Here is a 14,435-nt window from a genome sequence, read left to right as displayed (position 1 = left end):
GGATCGGACTGAGGAACGGGTGCCTGACAGATCAGGAGCCACTGTGCACGATTTGAACGATCTTTATTATTTTGTACAGGTGGTGGACCACGGGGGATTCGCACCCGCCGGGCGTGCGCTGGGCGTGCCCAAATCCAAACTCAGCCGGCGAATCGCTTTATTGGAAACCAGGCTGAATACGCGACTGTTGATGCGCACGACACGGCAGTTTGCGGTGACGGAGATCGGGCAGACCTTTTACGTGCATTGCAAGGCGATGTTGGTGGAAGCGGAGGCGGCCGAGGAAGCCATTGCGGTGACTCAGGCGGAACCGCGTGGGGTGGTGCGGGTGACGTGTCCCGTCGCGCTGCTGGACGCTCAGGTGGCCGAGATGCTGGCGGCGTTTATGGTGCAGTGCCCCCTGGTTGAGATTCACCTGGAAGAAACCAACCGCCGCGTGGACGTGGTGGCCGAAGGCATCGATGTGGCGATCCGGGTGCGGCCTCCGCCTCTGCAAGACAGTGATTTGATCATGCGGGTATTTACGGAACGTGGGCAGTGCCTGGTCGCGAGTCCGGCGTTGTTGGCGCGCGCCGGCAAGCCCGAGGTTCCTGCAGATCTGGGCAGCCTACCTAGTTTGGGTTTGGGTTTACCGCAGGGCGAGCATGTATGGAATTTGTTTGGACCGAATGGGGTGCATGCGGCGATCCGTCATCAGCCGAGGTTGATTACGCGTGGAATGTTAGCGCTGCGCGCCGCGGCCGTAGCGGGAGTGGGAATCGTGCAATTGCCCACCATGCTGCTGCGTGGGCAATTCGAGCGTGGTGAACTCGTGACGGTGTTGCCGGACTGGGCTCCGCGCCGCGAGATTGTGCATGCGGTATTTGCATCGCGGCGCGGGCAATTGCCTTCAGTGAGGGCGTTGATCGATTTTCTGGCCGATCAATTCGCCGCGTTGGAGGATGACTGATCAAGGGCTCGCGAGGTTGCGGGTAGGAAAGAGCGTCGATACTCGCAGATGCTGCGCCACGGTTTCCGGATCGGGCTGCGTCATATACGGTACGTTCCCGATCAGAGGGGCCGGCAGGCGGTGGGCCAGTGTCTGCACATTGGCCTCACTATGCTGCATGTCTGGATCGACGTGGTTGGCCACCCAGCCTGCCAGGCGCAGCCCGCGCGCCGCGATCGCCTCGGCGGTCAATAGGGCGTGGCTGATGCAGCCTAATCGCATACCGACCACCAGGATGACCGGCAAGCGTAATCGCTGCGCCAGATCGGCGGTATCCTGATGATCGTCCAATGGCACCCGGAAGCCCCCGACGCCTTCGACAACCACAGCATCTGCGTGGGCCGTGGCGATTTGGTAGGCGCGGTGTATGGTCTCCATGTCGAGTGTGACGCCGATAGCGGCAGCCGCGATATGCGGGGCTACGGCCTGGGGCAAAATGTACGGGCAACTCGCGGCGTCGGGCAGCGTCGCCGAGCTGGCGTGACGAAGTTGTTCTACGTCTTCGTTTTGCCACCGGCCTCCGATGTAATCGGCGCCGGCGGCCGTTATCTTTATGCCGGCGGCGCGCCATCCTTGCCGGGCAGCCGCGTGCAACAGTGCGCACGCAATCAGCGTTTTGCCTATTTCGGTGTCGGTCCCTGTGACGAAGACGTCTCCGGGGCGTGGATCATGGTGCATGGCTGGCCTCGCTGTCCAGGTGGTTCAGGGCGGCCGTCAACCGATCCACATCGGCGTCGGTATGTGCTGCCGATAGCGTGACGCGCAGACGAGCCGTTCCTGGGGGGACGGTGGGCGGCCGGATCGCGGGCACCCAGAGGGCCAGCCGTTCAAGTTCCGCAGTGGCATGCAGCGCCTGGGAATTTTCGCCCAGCACGATGGGCTGGATAGCGGTGGGCATGGGGTGATATTGCCAGCGATGCAGTTGAAGTCCGGATTGCAGACGTTGTGTCAGGGCGCGCAAGTGTGCGCGTCGTTGGCGGCCCTCTGCGCCTTCGATCAGGTCGATGCTGGTCAGTAACGCATGGGCCAGTGCGGGGGCTGCGGCGGTGCTGAAAATATAGGGGCGTGCGCGATTGACCAGCCAGTCGATAACGGTGCCATGGGCGGCCACGAATGCGCCGCTGACACCGGCCGCCTTGCCCAGCGTACCTACTACGATCAGATGCGGCGAACGCAAGTCGGCATGTTCCACGACACCCCGGCCATGTTCGCCCAATACTCCGAACCCATGTGCGTCGTCTATCACCAGCCAGGCATGATGGTGTTCGGCCAATTGCAGCAACTGGCGCAAGCGAGCGATGTCGCCGTCCATAGAGAATACGCCGTCGGTGACGATCAGCCGGGTCGACGCACGGCTTGCGGCCAGCAAACTGGCAAGCGCGTCTATATCGTTGTGGGGATAGATGTGGACGCGGGCACGCGACAGACGTGCGCCGTCGATCAGCGAAGCATGGTTGAGTGCGTCGGAATAAAGTTCGGCATCTTTGTCTGCCAGCGCGCCCAACACCGCCATGTTGGCCATGTAGCCAGTCGAAAAGTACAACGCGCGCGGCATTTCGATGTGCCCGGCCATCATGGCGGCCAGACGCTCTTCTAATTGCATGTGCGCGTGGCCGTGACCACTGATCAGGTGTGACGCGCCGCTGCCTGCGCCATAGCGTACTGCCCCCTCGGCGAGGGCAGCGATAATGGCGGGGTGCGTGGCTAGACCCAGGTAATCGTTGCTGCAAAAGGCCAGCATGTCTCGGCCGTCGACGCGCACGTGCGGGGTGCAGGGGGATTCGGTGGTTCGCCTATGCCGGCGTAGATGCAGGGCGTCCAGCGCTTGCAGGTTGGTATGCAGGGTATCGAGCAAACGCATGTCAGTGGTGCTCCAGCGCGTCGTCTAAAGCGGCCAATGTTTGCCGTGCAAGCCAAATGGCTGTGTCGTCATCCAAGACATAGGGCGGCATCAGATAAACGGTGTTGCCAATGGGGCGCAGCAACAGCCCGCGCGCCAGTGCGGCAGAGGCATAGCGTTGGCCGAAGCCGGCATCTGCCGCGACATCGAATGCCCAGATCATGCCCGTGCGCCGGATGTGGTGGACTGCCGCGTGTGCCTGCAACGGTGCCAGGGCGGCATCCAGTACCGCCGCGCGGTCACGGTTACGCGCCAGCACATCGTCGGTATCGAAGATTTCCAGTGTGGCCAGCGCAGCCCGGCACGCCATGGGGTTACCCGTGTAGGAATGCGAGTGCAGAAAGCCGCGGGCAATTTGGTCGTCGTAAAACGTTTCGTGGATGGCGTCTGTGCTCAACACCAGCGACAAAGGCAGCGTGCCGCCCGAGATGCCTTTGGACAATGTCATCAGGTCCGGCCAGATTTCCGCCTGCTCGCAGGCAAAGAAGGATCCCGTACGTCCACATCCGACGGCGATCTCGTCGGCAATCAGATGCACGCTGTATTGGTCGCATAACTCACGCACACGGCGCAGGTAGGCTGGATGGTGCATGGCCATGCCGGCAGCGCATTGCACCAGAGGTTCGACGATGATGGCGGCAATCTGTGCATGGCGCGTCTCAAGCAGAGTTTGCAGATCGGACGCGGCACGTTGCGCCACTGCCAGGGCGTCTTCGCCAGCTTGCGCGGTTCGCGCGTCGGGGGAGGCCACGACATGGGCGTGGCCGAGTAACGGTCCATAGGCATTCCGGAATACTGCGACATCGGTGACGCTGAGCGCACCGAGGGTTTCACCGTGGTAGCTGTGGCGTATGCAGACGAACTCACGCTTTTGATCGTGCCCAAGATTGCGCCAAGCGTGGAAGCTCATTTTCAAGGCGATTTCCACGGCGGATGCGCCGTCCGAGGCAAAGAAGCAATGGCCCAGTGCGCCGCCTGTCAGGATGGACAAACGTTCGGCCAGCTCGACGGCCGGGGCGTGAGTGCAACCCGCCAGCATGGCATGCGGCAGGCGGCTCAACTGATCGTTCAAGGCGGCATTGATACGCGTATTGGCATGGCCGAACAGATTCACCCACCAAGAGCTGATGCCATCCAGGTAACGCCGCCCGTCCATATCCACTAACCACGGGCCGGTGCCGTGAGACAGCGCCAGCAATGGCAAAGTGGCCTGGCGCTTCATCTGTGTGCACGGGTGCCATACATGGCGCAGGCTGCGCGCCCGCCATTCGGCGGACTGGGTAAGGTGCGTGCGATGGTGCATCCGCGACTCCATGGAAGGTGCCTCGCCGGGTCCGCGGGCAATAGGCGCACTGCGGTTGAATAGCCCGGTCAGGCCATTGAGGGGCGGATAGTAAGGAGTGCGCGCACGCGCTGGCAATCCTGCGAATTTATGAGTTTTAGGTGATATATGAGAGAAATAGGCGGCATTTGCCGGTGCGTTCGGAAGATCGCGCTGTCATCTGGTACCTATCTTTCGGGGCAGAACAAATGAAACAATTTGAAAATTCATCTGTTGATGCCACTGGCAATCAGGTCGCGGCGGAGCGTGCGAGCGGCAGGCACCGTGCGTGGCACTCGGGCATGGGGGCCACAAGCACCTACAGCATGGCGGCTGCTATGCGTTGGGCCTACAGTTGCTCGAAGCGTACGTAACGCTTGTCGGTGTATTCACGCTCGGTAATCAGCTCGCGCACGATCGCACCGGGCGGGCCGCGGCGCAGCCATTCCAGCATGTGATCGACCTGATCAGGGCTGCCTTGCACCATAGCTTGTACGGTGCCGTCTTCCATGTTTTGCACCCATCCGGTGACACCCAGCATATGGGCACGGCGCACGGTGGCGTGCCGGTAGCCCACGCCTTGTACGACGCCTTTGATGACAGCGTGTACGGTTTCGTGTTGAGGGACTTGCATGAGAATCCTTTGATACCTGATTGATCTGGCGCAGCGGCGCCTGGAGCGGCGCGTATACTTTCGGAGCCCTCTATTTTGCAATAGTGTCCTATGAGCCGGAACCTCGCCAAAATAACCTGCATCGAAGACCTGCGTGTATTGGCGCAGAAACGCGTGCCACGCATGTTCTATGACTACGCCGATTCGGGGGCATGGACCGAGAGCACGTATCGTGCCAACGAAAGTGATTTTCAAAAAATCAAGCTGCGTCAGCGGGTCGCCGTCAATATGGAAGGCCGCTCGTTGCGCACCACGATGGCAGGCGCCGATGCCATTATGCCGGTGGCGATCGCGCCGACGGGCTTGACGGGCATGCAGCACGCGGATGGCGAAATGCTGGCCGCGCAAGCAGCGGCTGAGTTCGGTGTGCCTTTTACGCTGTCGACGATGAGCATCTGCTCGCTCGAAGACGTGGCGCGCGCGACGGGCAAGCCATTCTGGTTTCAGCTGTATGTGATGCGTGATCGCGATTTTGTCGGGAACCTGATTGATCGTGCCAAGGCGGCAAATTGTTCGGCGCTGGTGTTGACGTTGGATCTGCAGATCATGGGGCAGCGCCACAAAGATATCCGCAATGGTCTGTCGACGCCGCCCAAGCCGACCTTGGCGAATCTGATCAACCTGGCGACCAAGCCGCGCTGGTGCCTGGGAATGCTGGGCACACCGCGCCGTACGTTCGGCAATATCGTCGGTCATGCGAAAGGCGTCGCCGATATGTCGTCGCTCGGGTCGTGGACCGCAGAGCAATTTGATCCTTGTTTGAGCTGGAACGATGTCGAGTGGATCAAGCAGCGCTGGGGTGGAAAATTGATCCTGAAAGGCATCCTGGACGTCGAGGATGCGCGTTTGGCTGTCGATAGCGGCGCTGACGCACTGATTGTCAGTAATCATGGCGGGCGTCAATTGGACGGCGCAATGTCGTCAATCGCGGCGCTGCCTGCCATTGCGGATGCGGTGGGATCACGGATCGAGGTGTGGATGGATGGTGGCATTCGATCGGGTCAGGATGTGCTGAAGGCCGTGTCCCTGGGCGCGCGCGGCACCATGATCGGACGCGCATTTTTGTATGGCTTGGGGGCATATGGAAAAGCGGGCGTGACCCGTGCCCTGGAAATCCTCTACAAGGAATTGGACGTGACGATGGCGCTGTGCGGGCGCAAGTCGCTGACGCCGGGCGATCGGGGCATGTTGCTGCCGGGGACTTTCCCCTCCTGACCTGCTTGGCGAGAGATGCTCGCAAGGCCGGGTGCAAGAGGCCTGCATTGGCTTGGGCAGGGTGAGTCATCGCAAAAGCGCAAAATCTGCAAATAGGCCCTCGTTACAGTGCAAGCACTGGAGAACGAATGAAAGCCAAAACCCGCATTCATTACGCCAACCGGCTGGACCCTGTGTTGCAATGGTTGGCGTCGCATCCTGACGCGACGCCGGACTTGTACCTGCTGGCCGATTTGGCATGCTTGTCGCCGTATCACTTTCATCGTGTCTATCGCGCGTTGATGGGTGAGACGGTGAACGCTACGATGTTGCGCTTGCGCATGCATCGTGCGTCGACGGATCTTGCGGGAGACCGGCCCATGCAGCAGGTGGCGCAACGTGCGGGATATACCTCGCAAGCGGCGTTCAACCGGGCTTTCGGGACCACCTTCGGCGTACCGCCGGGGCGTTACCGGCATGCGCGCTCCAGGCCCTTTAATCCTCAGGAGCTTGGCATGTATCCCACTACTATCGAAACTTTCGCGGGCGCATCGTTGGCAACGCTGGCGCATCACGGCGATTATCAACATATCGGCATGACGTTCGACCGCTTGTTCTTGTTGGCATCCGGTCGCGAATTGGTCGGGCCTGCGACACGGTCGTTTGGCGTGTATTTCGATGATCCGCAACAGGTGCCGGCTGATCAGTTGCGCTCGCTAGCGGGTTTTACGTTGCCCGATGGAGCGGCCGTGGATGCGGTGTTTGAACCATTTGCGTTGCCTGCCACGCGTTGCGCCGTATTGGAATATACGGGGCCGTACAGTGAGTTGGAGTCGGCGTATAACTGGTTATTCGGGCAATGGTTGCCGGCTAGCGGCTATGAAACGCGGGATTTTCCCATGTGGGAAGAATACGTCAATGATCCGAAGACGACCCCTGCTGCGGAACTAAAAACGCGTATTTATTTGCCGCTCATTTGAGTCGATGAACGGCCGGTCGGAGACAACGGTGCCTCGTTGAGCTTGATGGTGAAGCGCCCGTCGAGCATGGTCTGTTGACGGGCCTCTACGCGAGCGATCAGTGCGCTGGGGACTTTGTCTTTAAAGGTCCCTAGCGGCGCCAGCATCGCGCCCTGGTAGCGCATTTGCGAGTATTTGCCGTAATCGTCCGCCTTGAATGTGCCGCGCTTGACCATGGTCAACGCTCGCTCGATGGTCGGCGCCATATCCCATACCGCCGAAGAGATAACGGTATCGGGATACTGAGCTTGCATGTCGACGATATTGCTGATGATCAGCTTGCCACGTTGTTCGGCTGCCTCGGCAGCGCCGAAGTGCTCTGCGTAAAGGACGTCGGCCCCCTGGTCGATTTGGGAAAAGGCCGCTTGTTTGGCTTTGAGCGGATCAAAGCGCGAATGGATGAACGTGAGGAGAAATTTTGAGTCGGGATTGATTTCGCGTACGCCATCCATAAAGGCGTGCAATAAGCGGTTGGTGCCCGGGATGGGATCGCAGGCGATCAGGCCGATAGTGCCGGTTTGGCTCATGCCGCCGGCAATCATGCCGGCCAGATAGACGGGTTCCTGGATGTAGTTGTTGAAAACCGAAAGATTGGGTTGTTGCGGACGGTTTGTGGAGCCGACCAGGAACGCAATGGTTGGATAGTCTTTGGCAATCCGATAGACGCTGGACTCGCTGTCGAAAGCTTCGCCGATGATGAGTTGTACGCCCTGCTGGGCGTATTTGCGCATTGTCGCCTCGTAGTTTTCGGGAAGGATATTCTCCGAATAGAGGTAGTCGATCTCGCCGCGAGACCGGGCCAGCACCAGTGCTGTGTGTACGCGTGATACCCAAGGTTGCCCGATCGGGACAGTGTAGACGGCGGCGACTTTGATCTTGTCGCCGGATTGCGCGTGGAGTTTTCCTGCTATCAGGATAGCGCCCACCGCTGCGCCGAGCTGCAGCAGCGCGCGTCGTCGTGTTAGTTCGGTTGTTGGCAAAGAAGCACCAATAGTCATGGGTGAGGTTCCTGATCGCCCAGTAACATTGCGGCATAAGGCCGCGCCATGCGCACAAGTCGCGCAGTGCAACATGACGAGCTGGCGCTGTAGTGCGTCGTCACTGCGCGTAGCGATGATTATAGGCAGCTTGTGCCCCGTGTGAGGCCTGCATGGGTGCATAATTTCAGATTCCGCGCCCGTCCTGAAGCGGTGCGCAGCATTCACTGGAGAAACGCATGAGATTGTTGTTCCTTGGCGCTGGCGGTACGGGCGGCTATTTCGGCGGGCGGGCCGCGCAAGCGGGCGCCGATGTGACGTTTCTGGTACGAGAGGCGCGTGCCCAAAAGCTGCGGGCAGAGGGGTTGAGGATCGAAAGTCCGCGTGGCGATGCCGTCGTGCAGCCGCAGTTGGTCACGGCGGACGAATTGAAAGCGGCCTATGACGTGGTGGTGGTCAGCTGCAAGGCTTATGACCTGTCCAGTGCGATCGAGGCGATTCGTCCTGCGGTCGGGCCGGATACGGCGATTTTGCCGATCATGAACGGGGTGCTGCAATACGATGCCCTGGATGCGGCGTTTGGGGCATCGCGCGTATTGGGTGGGCTCTGTCAGATCAATGCGACGCTGGGGGCGGAGGGCCAGGTCAAGCATCTAGGTCAGCATGCGGTGTTTGTGTACGGCGAACGCGCCGGCGAGCCGCGCAGTGCGCGTTGTACTGCACTGGAGGCCGCATTGGCCGATGCAGCATTCACCAGCCGCCTGAGCACAGAGATTCAGCAGGACATCTGGGAAAAGTACGTGTTCCTGACCACCATGGCGTCGGCGACCTGCCTGATGCGCGGACCCATCGGACAGATCGCGTCGACGGATTCGGGAGAGGACATTCTGCGCAGCCTGCTCAGGGAATGCCAGCAGGTGGCAGCGGCGTCCGGGCATGCCGTGCGTGCCGAGGCGGACGAGTCGGCACTGAAGATCCTGACGGACCGCCAGTCGCCCATGACCGCGTCCATGTATCGCGATCTGAGCTTGAATGCGCCGGTCGAGGCCGATCACATTGTTGGCGATATGGTGCGGCGCGCCGGCGTATTGCAGCTGGATGTGCCGCATCTGCGAGTGGCTTATACCCATCTGCAGGTCTATCAGGCGCAGCGTGCAGCGAAAGAGTAGGCCGCGCAGGCCTGGGCGGTGTGGTGTGCGCAGACTGAGGTAACCGATGAAGACGATCTACCTGGCGGGCTTTGACGTGTTTCGTGCGGACTCGCTGGTTTACGGTGCATGGTTGAAACGGCAATGCCGCCGCTATGGCTTTGAGGGGCTGTATCCCCTGGACAACCAGGCGCCGGCCCATCTGTCGGGACGGGCTTTGGCGCAGTGGATCTACGAGGCCAATGTCGCGCTCATTCGTCAGGCCGATGCGGTGATGGCGAATCTGAATGCGTTTCGCGGCGCGGAGCCCGACTCGGGGACGGCGTTCGAGGTGGGCTATGCCTCGGCACTGGGCAAGCCGGTATGGGCCTATGTGGACGAGGCGGATTCGTTGGTGCAACGTCTGGCGGTCGCGCAACATGATGATCCGCCGCGTCATGTTGATGGCGAAGGCTATACCGTCGAGGACTTTGGCCTGAATCTTAATTTGATGCTGGCCTGCAGTGCGTCGGTGGTCGTAGGGGATGCGGCAGAGTGCCTGGCTCGTATGGCGCGGACGCTGCATCATGCGCAAGACGCCTGACGGATCAAGCCGCAGGCGTATCACGGTGTTTGAGGCCTGACGATCGTTAGACCGTCAGGCCCGTTACGTCGCCATCAGCGTTGGCATGAAGCACGCGGGGTCAGCGTCTGTCTGGCTCGTTTTAATTACGCGGCGACAGCATCTGGCGCTGTTGCGCCCGCTCGTTCTAATTGACGTCGATGATCGGCCAGCTCGGCAATGGTCAAGGCGACCAAGCCATGTTCCGCTGCATAGCGTGCGATAGCCGGGCCGCGCATCATGGTGCCGTCGGGATTCATCAGCTCGCACAATACGGCGGCTGGGCGCAGACCTGCCAGCACGGCGAGATCGACCGAGCCTTCGGTGTGGCCACGCCGCGTCAACACGCCACCCGGTTGCGCCCGCAAGGGAAACACATGGCCGGGGCTGACGATATCGTCGGCTTGGGCACTGGTGGCGATCGCGGCCCGGATCGTGGTGACGCGGTCGGCGGCGGAGACGCCGGTGGACACGCCGTTGCGGGCTTCGATAGACACCGTGAACGCGGTGCTGAAGCGGCTTTCGTTGCGTGCCACCATGGGGGGCAACTGCAACTGATCCAAGGTCTCATCGGTCAGGCACAGGCAGACGATACCGCTGCAGTCGCGGATCAGTTGTGCCATGACGGGGACGGTGAGCTTGTCGGCAGCGACGATCAGGTCGGCCTCGTTTTCGCGATCGAAATCGTCCATCAAGATGACGGGACGGCCCAGGCGCAGATGATGCAATGCCCGCGTCAGCCGGGTTTGGAACGGTTGCGCGTAGAGATCGGGCGGGGAATACGGTGAGGCTGGGATACCGGCGCTGTGGCTGGTGGGAATTGCGGTAGAAATAACGCTAGACATTGAAACGCTCTCGCAAAAAAGGTGGCGAAAAACGTTTCAGGGCACATGATAGCCATCTTTGCCCGTACAACAGCCAAGCAGCGCGCGACGGCCTATGGCCGAGACGGATTGCCCGCGATTGGGTGGGTTCAGCTGGCACATCTTCTCTCATCCGGACTGTAACCGTCGGCTCTGGAATCGCACCAGATCTGCTGACCCCGGCTGCCATGAGACAGACCGGGCGCTCGCGGGCTCGCCAATTGTGGCTTACCGCCGGTGGGGATTTTCGCCCCGCCCTGAAGACGTACTGCTATGCCGCAACACGCGGCACGAAGGACATTGTACGCCTAGTCCGAGGAGGCCTGATCTTTCAGGGCCTTCTTGTCTTTCTTGTTTTTCTTTTTCTTTGTCTTGACCGCCAGCATGGTGCCGCGGCAGGTCGGCGCGCCGCACAGGCAGAGATAAGCTGCTTTGAGCTTTTTGGTGATCTTGTCCTCGAGCACCAGGCCATAGTCGTAGAACAGTTCTTCGCCACGCGCAATATCGCGCAGTGCGGTGATGAAGACGCGCTTGCCGCCGGCGCTTTCCTGGGATTCGCAGTTGGGCTCGCAGGCATGGTTGATCCAGCGAGCATCATTACCGTTGTCGCCGCCGTCGATCACGCGGCCCGAGCTCAGCGAAAAGAAGAACGTGTGGAACGGATCGTCGGGGTTGGTGGGGTGACGGCGATCGGCTTCCTTGGCGCTGATGCGTGCGCCTTGGTATTCGATGATCTGGGTGCCGGCGGGGATCTTGCGGGCAGCAAAGACACCATTGCCGTGCAGCTTGGAGCGGCGCACGACGTGCCAGGGCTTGGGGGATTCTGCAGTGGTCATGAAGGCAAAGCCAGGTAGCGGGCCAGCGGGGATTATAGGTGCAATGGATGACAGTCCCTAAGCGATGCGTTTTGCCAGATCCGCGTGGCCCTTTTGGGTGGACAAGTGCATGGGGCAAGGCAACGCGTTCTGCGCGGTCGTCACGTGGTGATCTCCGTATTCAAGGGCAATTGCGTTTCCTTCAATCGGCGCAACACAAAACAGGACTTGCTATGGCGAATGCCCGGAATGCGATAAAGCTGTTCGCGCAATAGCCGTTCATAGTCGCGCGTGTCGCGCACGGCGATGCGGATGTAGTAGTCATAGTCGCCCGATACGAGAAAGGCCTCCAGGACCTCAGGAATCTGCGCCAGCGCGCGGCCAAATTCGTAAAGGGTTTCCTCGCTGTGGCTTTCCAGCGTGATGTGCACGATGACGGTATCCATGAAGCCCAGACTGGCAGGATCCAGATCCACCGTATAGCCGCGAATGACGCCCGCGGACTCCATGCGCTTGATGCGGTTCCAGCACGGCGTGGACGACAGGCCGACCTCGGCGCCGATCTCATTGAGACTGGCTCGGGCGTTTCGCTGTAAGGCCCTCAAAATGGCAAGATCAAATTTGTCTAGTTTCATTTTCTGGGTTTCCTTAAAAACAAAGATTAATTTACTGGAAAATCCCGGAATTTGGAGAAAATAAGAGAAATCTTCTGGGCAGAAAGGCATAAGATATCCACTATGAACGATCGACTCCACGCCAGCGCCCTCGCCGCCTTGAATTCCGACTCCCGCCCCGCCCGCAACGGGGCGCAAATTTTGCTCGACACGTTGATTGCGCGTGGTGTCGATACTGTGTTCGGTTATCCGGGGGGCGCCGTACTCCCGCTTTACGATGCGCTGTACGCCGAGCCGCGTTTGCGTCACGTGCTGGTGCGCCATGAGCAGGCGGCAGTCCACGCCGCTGAAGGCTATGCCCGCACCACCGGCCGGCCCGGCGTGGTATTTGTGACCTCGGGTCCGGGGATGGCGAACACGACATCCGGTTTGCTGGATGCCATGTGCGATTCGATTCCGGTGTTGTGCATCAGCGGCCAGGTGGCCACCACCGCGATTGGCACGGACGCTTTCCAGGAGTGCGATGCCATGGGGATTTCGCGCTCCGTCACCAAGTGGAATACCCAGATTCGCACCGTCGATAACGTGGCCGATGTGGTCGGGCGCGCCTTTGATCTGACGCGTCAGGGACGGCCGGGGCCTGTGCTCGTGGATTTTCCGAAAGACGTGCAGTTGACCCCGTTGTCGTCATCGCCCGAGACGGCAGAGCTCTCAGAAGGCTCGCGTGTCGCCGCATTGCGCGCGCGCCGGCAAGCGGGCAAAGCCCCATTGAAACTGCCGCAAACTGCAGTGCGCCGTGCTGCGGCCCTGATCGCACAGGCGCGTCGGCCCGTTTTTTATGGTGGTGGCGGCCTGATCAATTCCGGCCCGCAGGCCTGCCAGGCGTTCACCGATCTCGTGCGTCACACGGGGGCGCCCTGCACGCTGACATTGATGGGCCTGGGAGCGTTTCCCGCATCAGATCCTCAATTCGTGGGCATGCTGGGCATGCACGGCACGTTAGAGGCCAACATGGCCATGCATGAGGCCGACCTGGTGGTATGCATCGGTGCGCGCTTTGATGATCGCATCACCGGCAAACTCGCCGAATTTTGCCCCCATGCCCGCAAGATCCATATCGACATCGATCCTGCATCCATCAACAAGGTCGTGCGCGTCGATGTCGCTCTCGTTGGCGATTGCCTGCCTTTGATCGATGCACTGCGCAGTGCGCTGAACGAGCATCCCCTGCCGGCCGCGAGACTGGCCGACTGGTGGCGCCGGATCGACACATGGCGTGCGAAAGATTGCCTGGCCTACTCACCCACGCCGGAAGCGATCTTGCCGCAGCAGTTGATGCAGCAGTTGAACACTGCATTGGCCAGCCACGACGCGATCATTTCCACCGATGTAGGCCAGCACCAGATGTGGGCCGCGCAATATCTACGTTTCGATAAACCGAATCGTTGGTTGACCTCGGGCGGTGCGGGAACGATGGGCTATGGGCTGCCGGCTGCAATCGGCGCGCAAGTGGCACATCCCGATAAAACGGTGGTGTGTGTCAGTGGCGATGCTTCGGTGTTGATGAATATCCAGGAGTTATCCACTGCCATGCAGCATGACACGCCCGTCAAGGTCGTGCTGTGCAATAACGGCTATATGGGGATGGTGCGCCAATGGCAGGAATTGATTCACGGTGGACGTTATAGCCACAGCTACAACGCATCTCTGCCCGATTTCGTTGCAGTTGCCAAGGCGTTCGGCTGGGGAGCGGCACGGGTGGACGATCCGGCGCAGCTGGATGAGGCGTTGGCGCAATGCCTGGCGCATCCTGGGCCATATTTTCTGGACGTTGCGGTGGCTGCGCAGGAAAACTGTTTTCCCATGATGCCTGCTGGCGAGGGGCATCATCGGATGATGTTGGCTGAAGGGGTTTGGTACGAGGATGACAGCGTTTGATGGCGTGGGTCTTTCGCTGTTAACACGTCGCGGGCGGTTGCCATGGGCCACGCTGGCCTAGTCGCCGCNNNGACTCGGCCCATGACCAGGGGCCTCGGCCCGCTTCGCGGGCTAAATCNNNGCTCAAAAGGCCAGCNTGGCCCATGGCAACCGCCCGCGACTCACAGTCATGGCATGCCACCGCAGTCCCTCACCACAACTAGGCCGTCATTCAAAGCACGACCCACCGCATCAAAGCATCCGTAACCTGCAGACATTGCGAGCCGGTGTCCGTCGCGTATAGGCGCTGCCGGCCCGTAGAGCCCGCCGAACCTGCCTTGTCAGGCGGGGGGCAGTCGGCTGGGCATGTTTGAGTGGAGCGCAGCGGAGCGAGTTTGNCCAGCC

At 60.7% G+C, this 14,435-nt stretch carries 14 protein-coding genes and 1 riboswitch; of the genes, 6 read left to right on the top strand and 8 right to left on the bottom strand.

Annotated features, from left to right (window positions below; genetic code table 11):
- Positions 1–43 precede the first annotated feature (43 nt).
- Positions 44–949 (top strand): LysR family transcriptional regulator, encoded by a 906-nt coding sequence (locus ACNA0I_RS22145; protein ID WP_415808192.1) that lies wholly within the window; start codon positions 44–46, stop codon positions 947–949.
- Here ACNA0I_RS22145 and bioD read toward each other — a convergent pair whose 3' ends face one another.
- From bioD to ACNA0I_RS22125, 4 genes are all read right to left on the bottom strand, one after another.
- Positions 950–1,666: a dethiobiotin synthase gene (bioD, locus tag ACNA0I_RS22140; protein ID WP_415808191.1), complete on the bottom strand. Its 717-nt coding sequence runs from the start codon at positions 1,664–1,666 to the stop codon at positions 950–952.
- Positions 1,656–2,849, bottom strand: a complete 1,194-nt coding sequence (bioF, locus tag ACNA0I_RS22135; protein WP_415808190.1) for an 8-amino-7-oxononanoate synthase — start codon at positions 2,847–2,849, stop codon at positions 1,656–1,658. Before bioF ends, bioD begins: the two co-directional genes overlap by 11 nt.
- Position 2,850: 1 nt before the next feature.
- Positions 2,851–4,191: an adenosylmethionine--8-amino-7-oxononanoate transaminase gene (gene bioA, locus ACNA0I_RS22130; protein ID WP_415808189.1), complete on the bottom strand. Its 1,341-nt coding sequence runs from the start codon at positions 4,189–4,191 to the stop codon at positions 2,851–2,853.
- A 367-nt stretch (positions 4,192–4,558) separates the two neighbouring features.
- A complete protein-coding gene (locus tag ACNA0I_RS22125; protein WP_415808188.1) occupies positions 4,559–4,843 on the bottom strand; it encodes an acylphosphatase in 285 nt (94 codons plus the stop codon).
- Positions 4,844–4,933: 90 nt separating this feature from the next.
- Here ACNA0I_RS22125 and ACNA0I_RS22120 point away from each other — a divergent pair, with 90 nt between their 5' ends.
- Together ACNA0I_RS22120 and ACNA0I_RS22115 are read left to right on the top strand one after the other, a co-directional pair.
- Positions 4,934–6,097, top strand: coding sequence for an alpha-hydroxy acid oxidase (locus ACNA0I_RS22120; protein ID WP_415808186.1), 1,164 nt, complete (start codon positions 4,934–4,936; stop codon positions 6,095–6,097).
- A gap of 128 nt (positions 6,098–6,225) precedes the next feature.
- On the top strand, positions 6,226–7,056 hold the full coding sequence (locus ACNA0I_RS22115; RefSeq protein WP_415808185.1) for an AraC family transcriptional regulator: 831 nt from the start codon (positions 6,226–6,228) through the stop codon (positions 7,054–7,056).
- Here the strand turns inward: ACNA0I_RS22115 and ACNA0I_RS22110 are convergent.
- Positions 7,038–8,093, bottom strand: coding sequence for a BMP family protein (locus ACNA0I_RS22110; protein WP_415808184.1), 1,056 nt, complete (start codon positions 8,091–8,093; stop codon positions 7,038–7,040). The genes ACNA0I_RS22115 and ACNA0I_RS22110 overlap by 19 nt on opposite strands.
- A gap of 218 nt (positions 8,094–8,311) precedes the next feature.
- On the opposite strand from ACNA0I_RS22110, the gene panE reads away from it, so the two are divergent.
- Together panE and ACNA0I_RS22100 are read left to right on the top strand one after the other, a co-directional pair.
- Positions 8,312–9,241, top strand: coding sequence for a 2-dehydropantoate 2-reductase (gene panE, locus ACNA0I_RS22105; protein ID WP_415808183.1), 930 nt, complete (start codon positions 8,312–8,314; stop codon positions 9,239–9,241).
- Between the two features lie 46 nt (positions 9,242–9,287).
- Positions 9,288–9,803 carry a nucleoside 2-deoxyribosyltransferase gene (locus ACNA0I_RS22100; RefSeq protein WP_415808182.1) on the top strand — a complete coding sequence of 172 codons (516 nt, stop codon included), beginning with the start codon at positions 9,288–9,290 and terminating at the stop codon, positions 9,801–9,803.
- Between the two features lie 125 nt (positions 9,804–9,928).
- On the opposite strand, the gene ribB is transcribed toward ACNA0I_RS22100, so the two are convergent.
- The 3 genes from ribB to ACNA0I_RS22085 all read right to left on the bottom strand — a co-directional run bounded on the left by ribB (position 9,929) and on the right by ACNA0I_RS22085 (position 12,134).
- Positions 9,929–10,666 (bottom strand): 3,4-dihydroxy-2-butanone-4-phosphate synthase, encoded by a 738-nt coding sequence (gene ribB / locus ACNA0I_RS22095; protein WP_415808181.1) that lies wholly within the window; start codon positions 10,664–10,666, stop codon positions 9,929–9,931.
- 135 nt (positions 10,667–10,801) lie between these two features.
- Positions 10,802–10,953, bottom strand: a riboswitch (FMN riboswitch).
- 39 nt (positions 10,954–10,992) lie between these two features.
- A complete protein-coding gene (locus tag ACNA0I_RS22090) occupies positions 10,993–11,520 on the bottom strand; it encodes an SET domain-containing protein (RefSeq protein WP_415808180.1) in 528 nt (175 codons plus the stop codon).
- A 140-nt stretch (positions 11,521–11,660) separates the two neighbouring features.
- Positions 11,661–12,134 (bottom strand): Lrp/AsnC family transcriptional regulator, encoded by a 474-nt coding sequence (locus ACNA0I_RS22085; protein WP_415808179.1) that lies wholly within the window; start codon positions 12,132–12,134, stop codon positions 11,661–11,663.
- Positions 12,135–12,227: 93 nt separating this feature from the next.
- On the opposite strand from ACNA0I_RS22085, the gene ilvB reads away from it, so the two are divergent.
- On the top strand, positions 12,228–14,051 hold the full coding sequence (gene ilvB, locus ACNA0I_RS22080; protein ID WP_415808237.1) for a biosynthetic-type acetolactate synthase large subunit: 1,824 nt from the start codon (positions 12,228–12,230) through the stop codon (positions 14,049–14,051).
- Positions 14,052–14,435: the final 384 nt, after the last annotated feature.

This window comes from Bordetella muralis (assembly GCF_965139205.1).
GTDB classification, from domain to species: Bacteria; Pseudomonadota; Gammaproteobacteria; order Burkholderiales; family Burkholderiaceae_B; genus Bordetella_A; species Bordetella_A muralis.
This window is presented reverse-complemented; position numbering and strand designations above follow the sequence as displayed.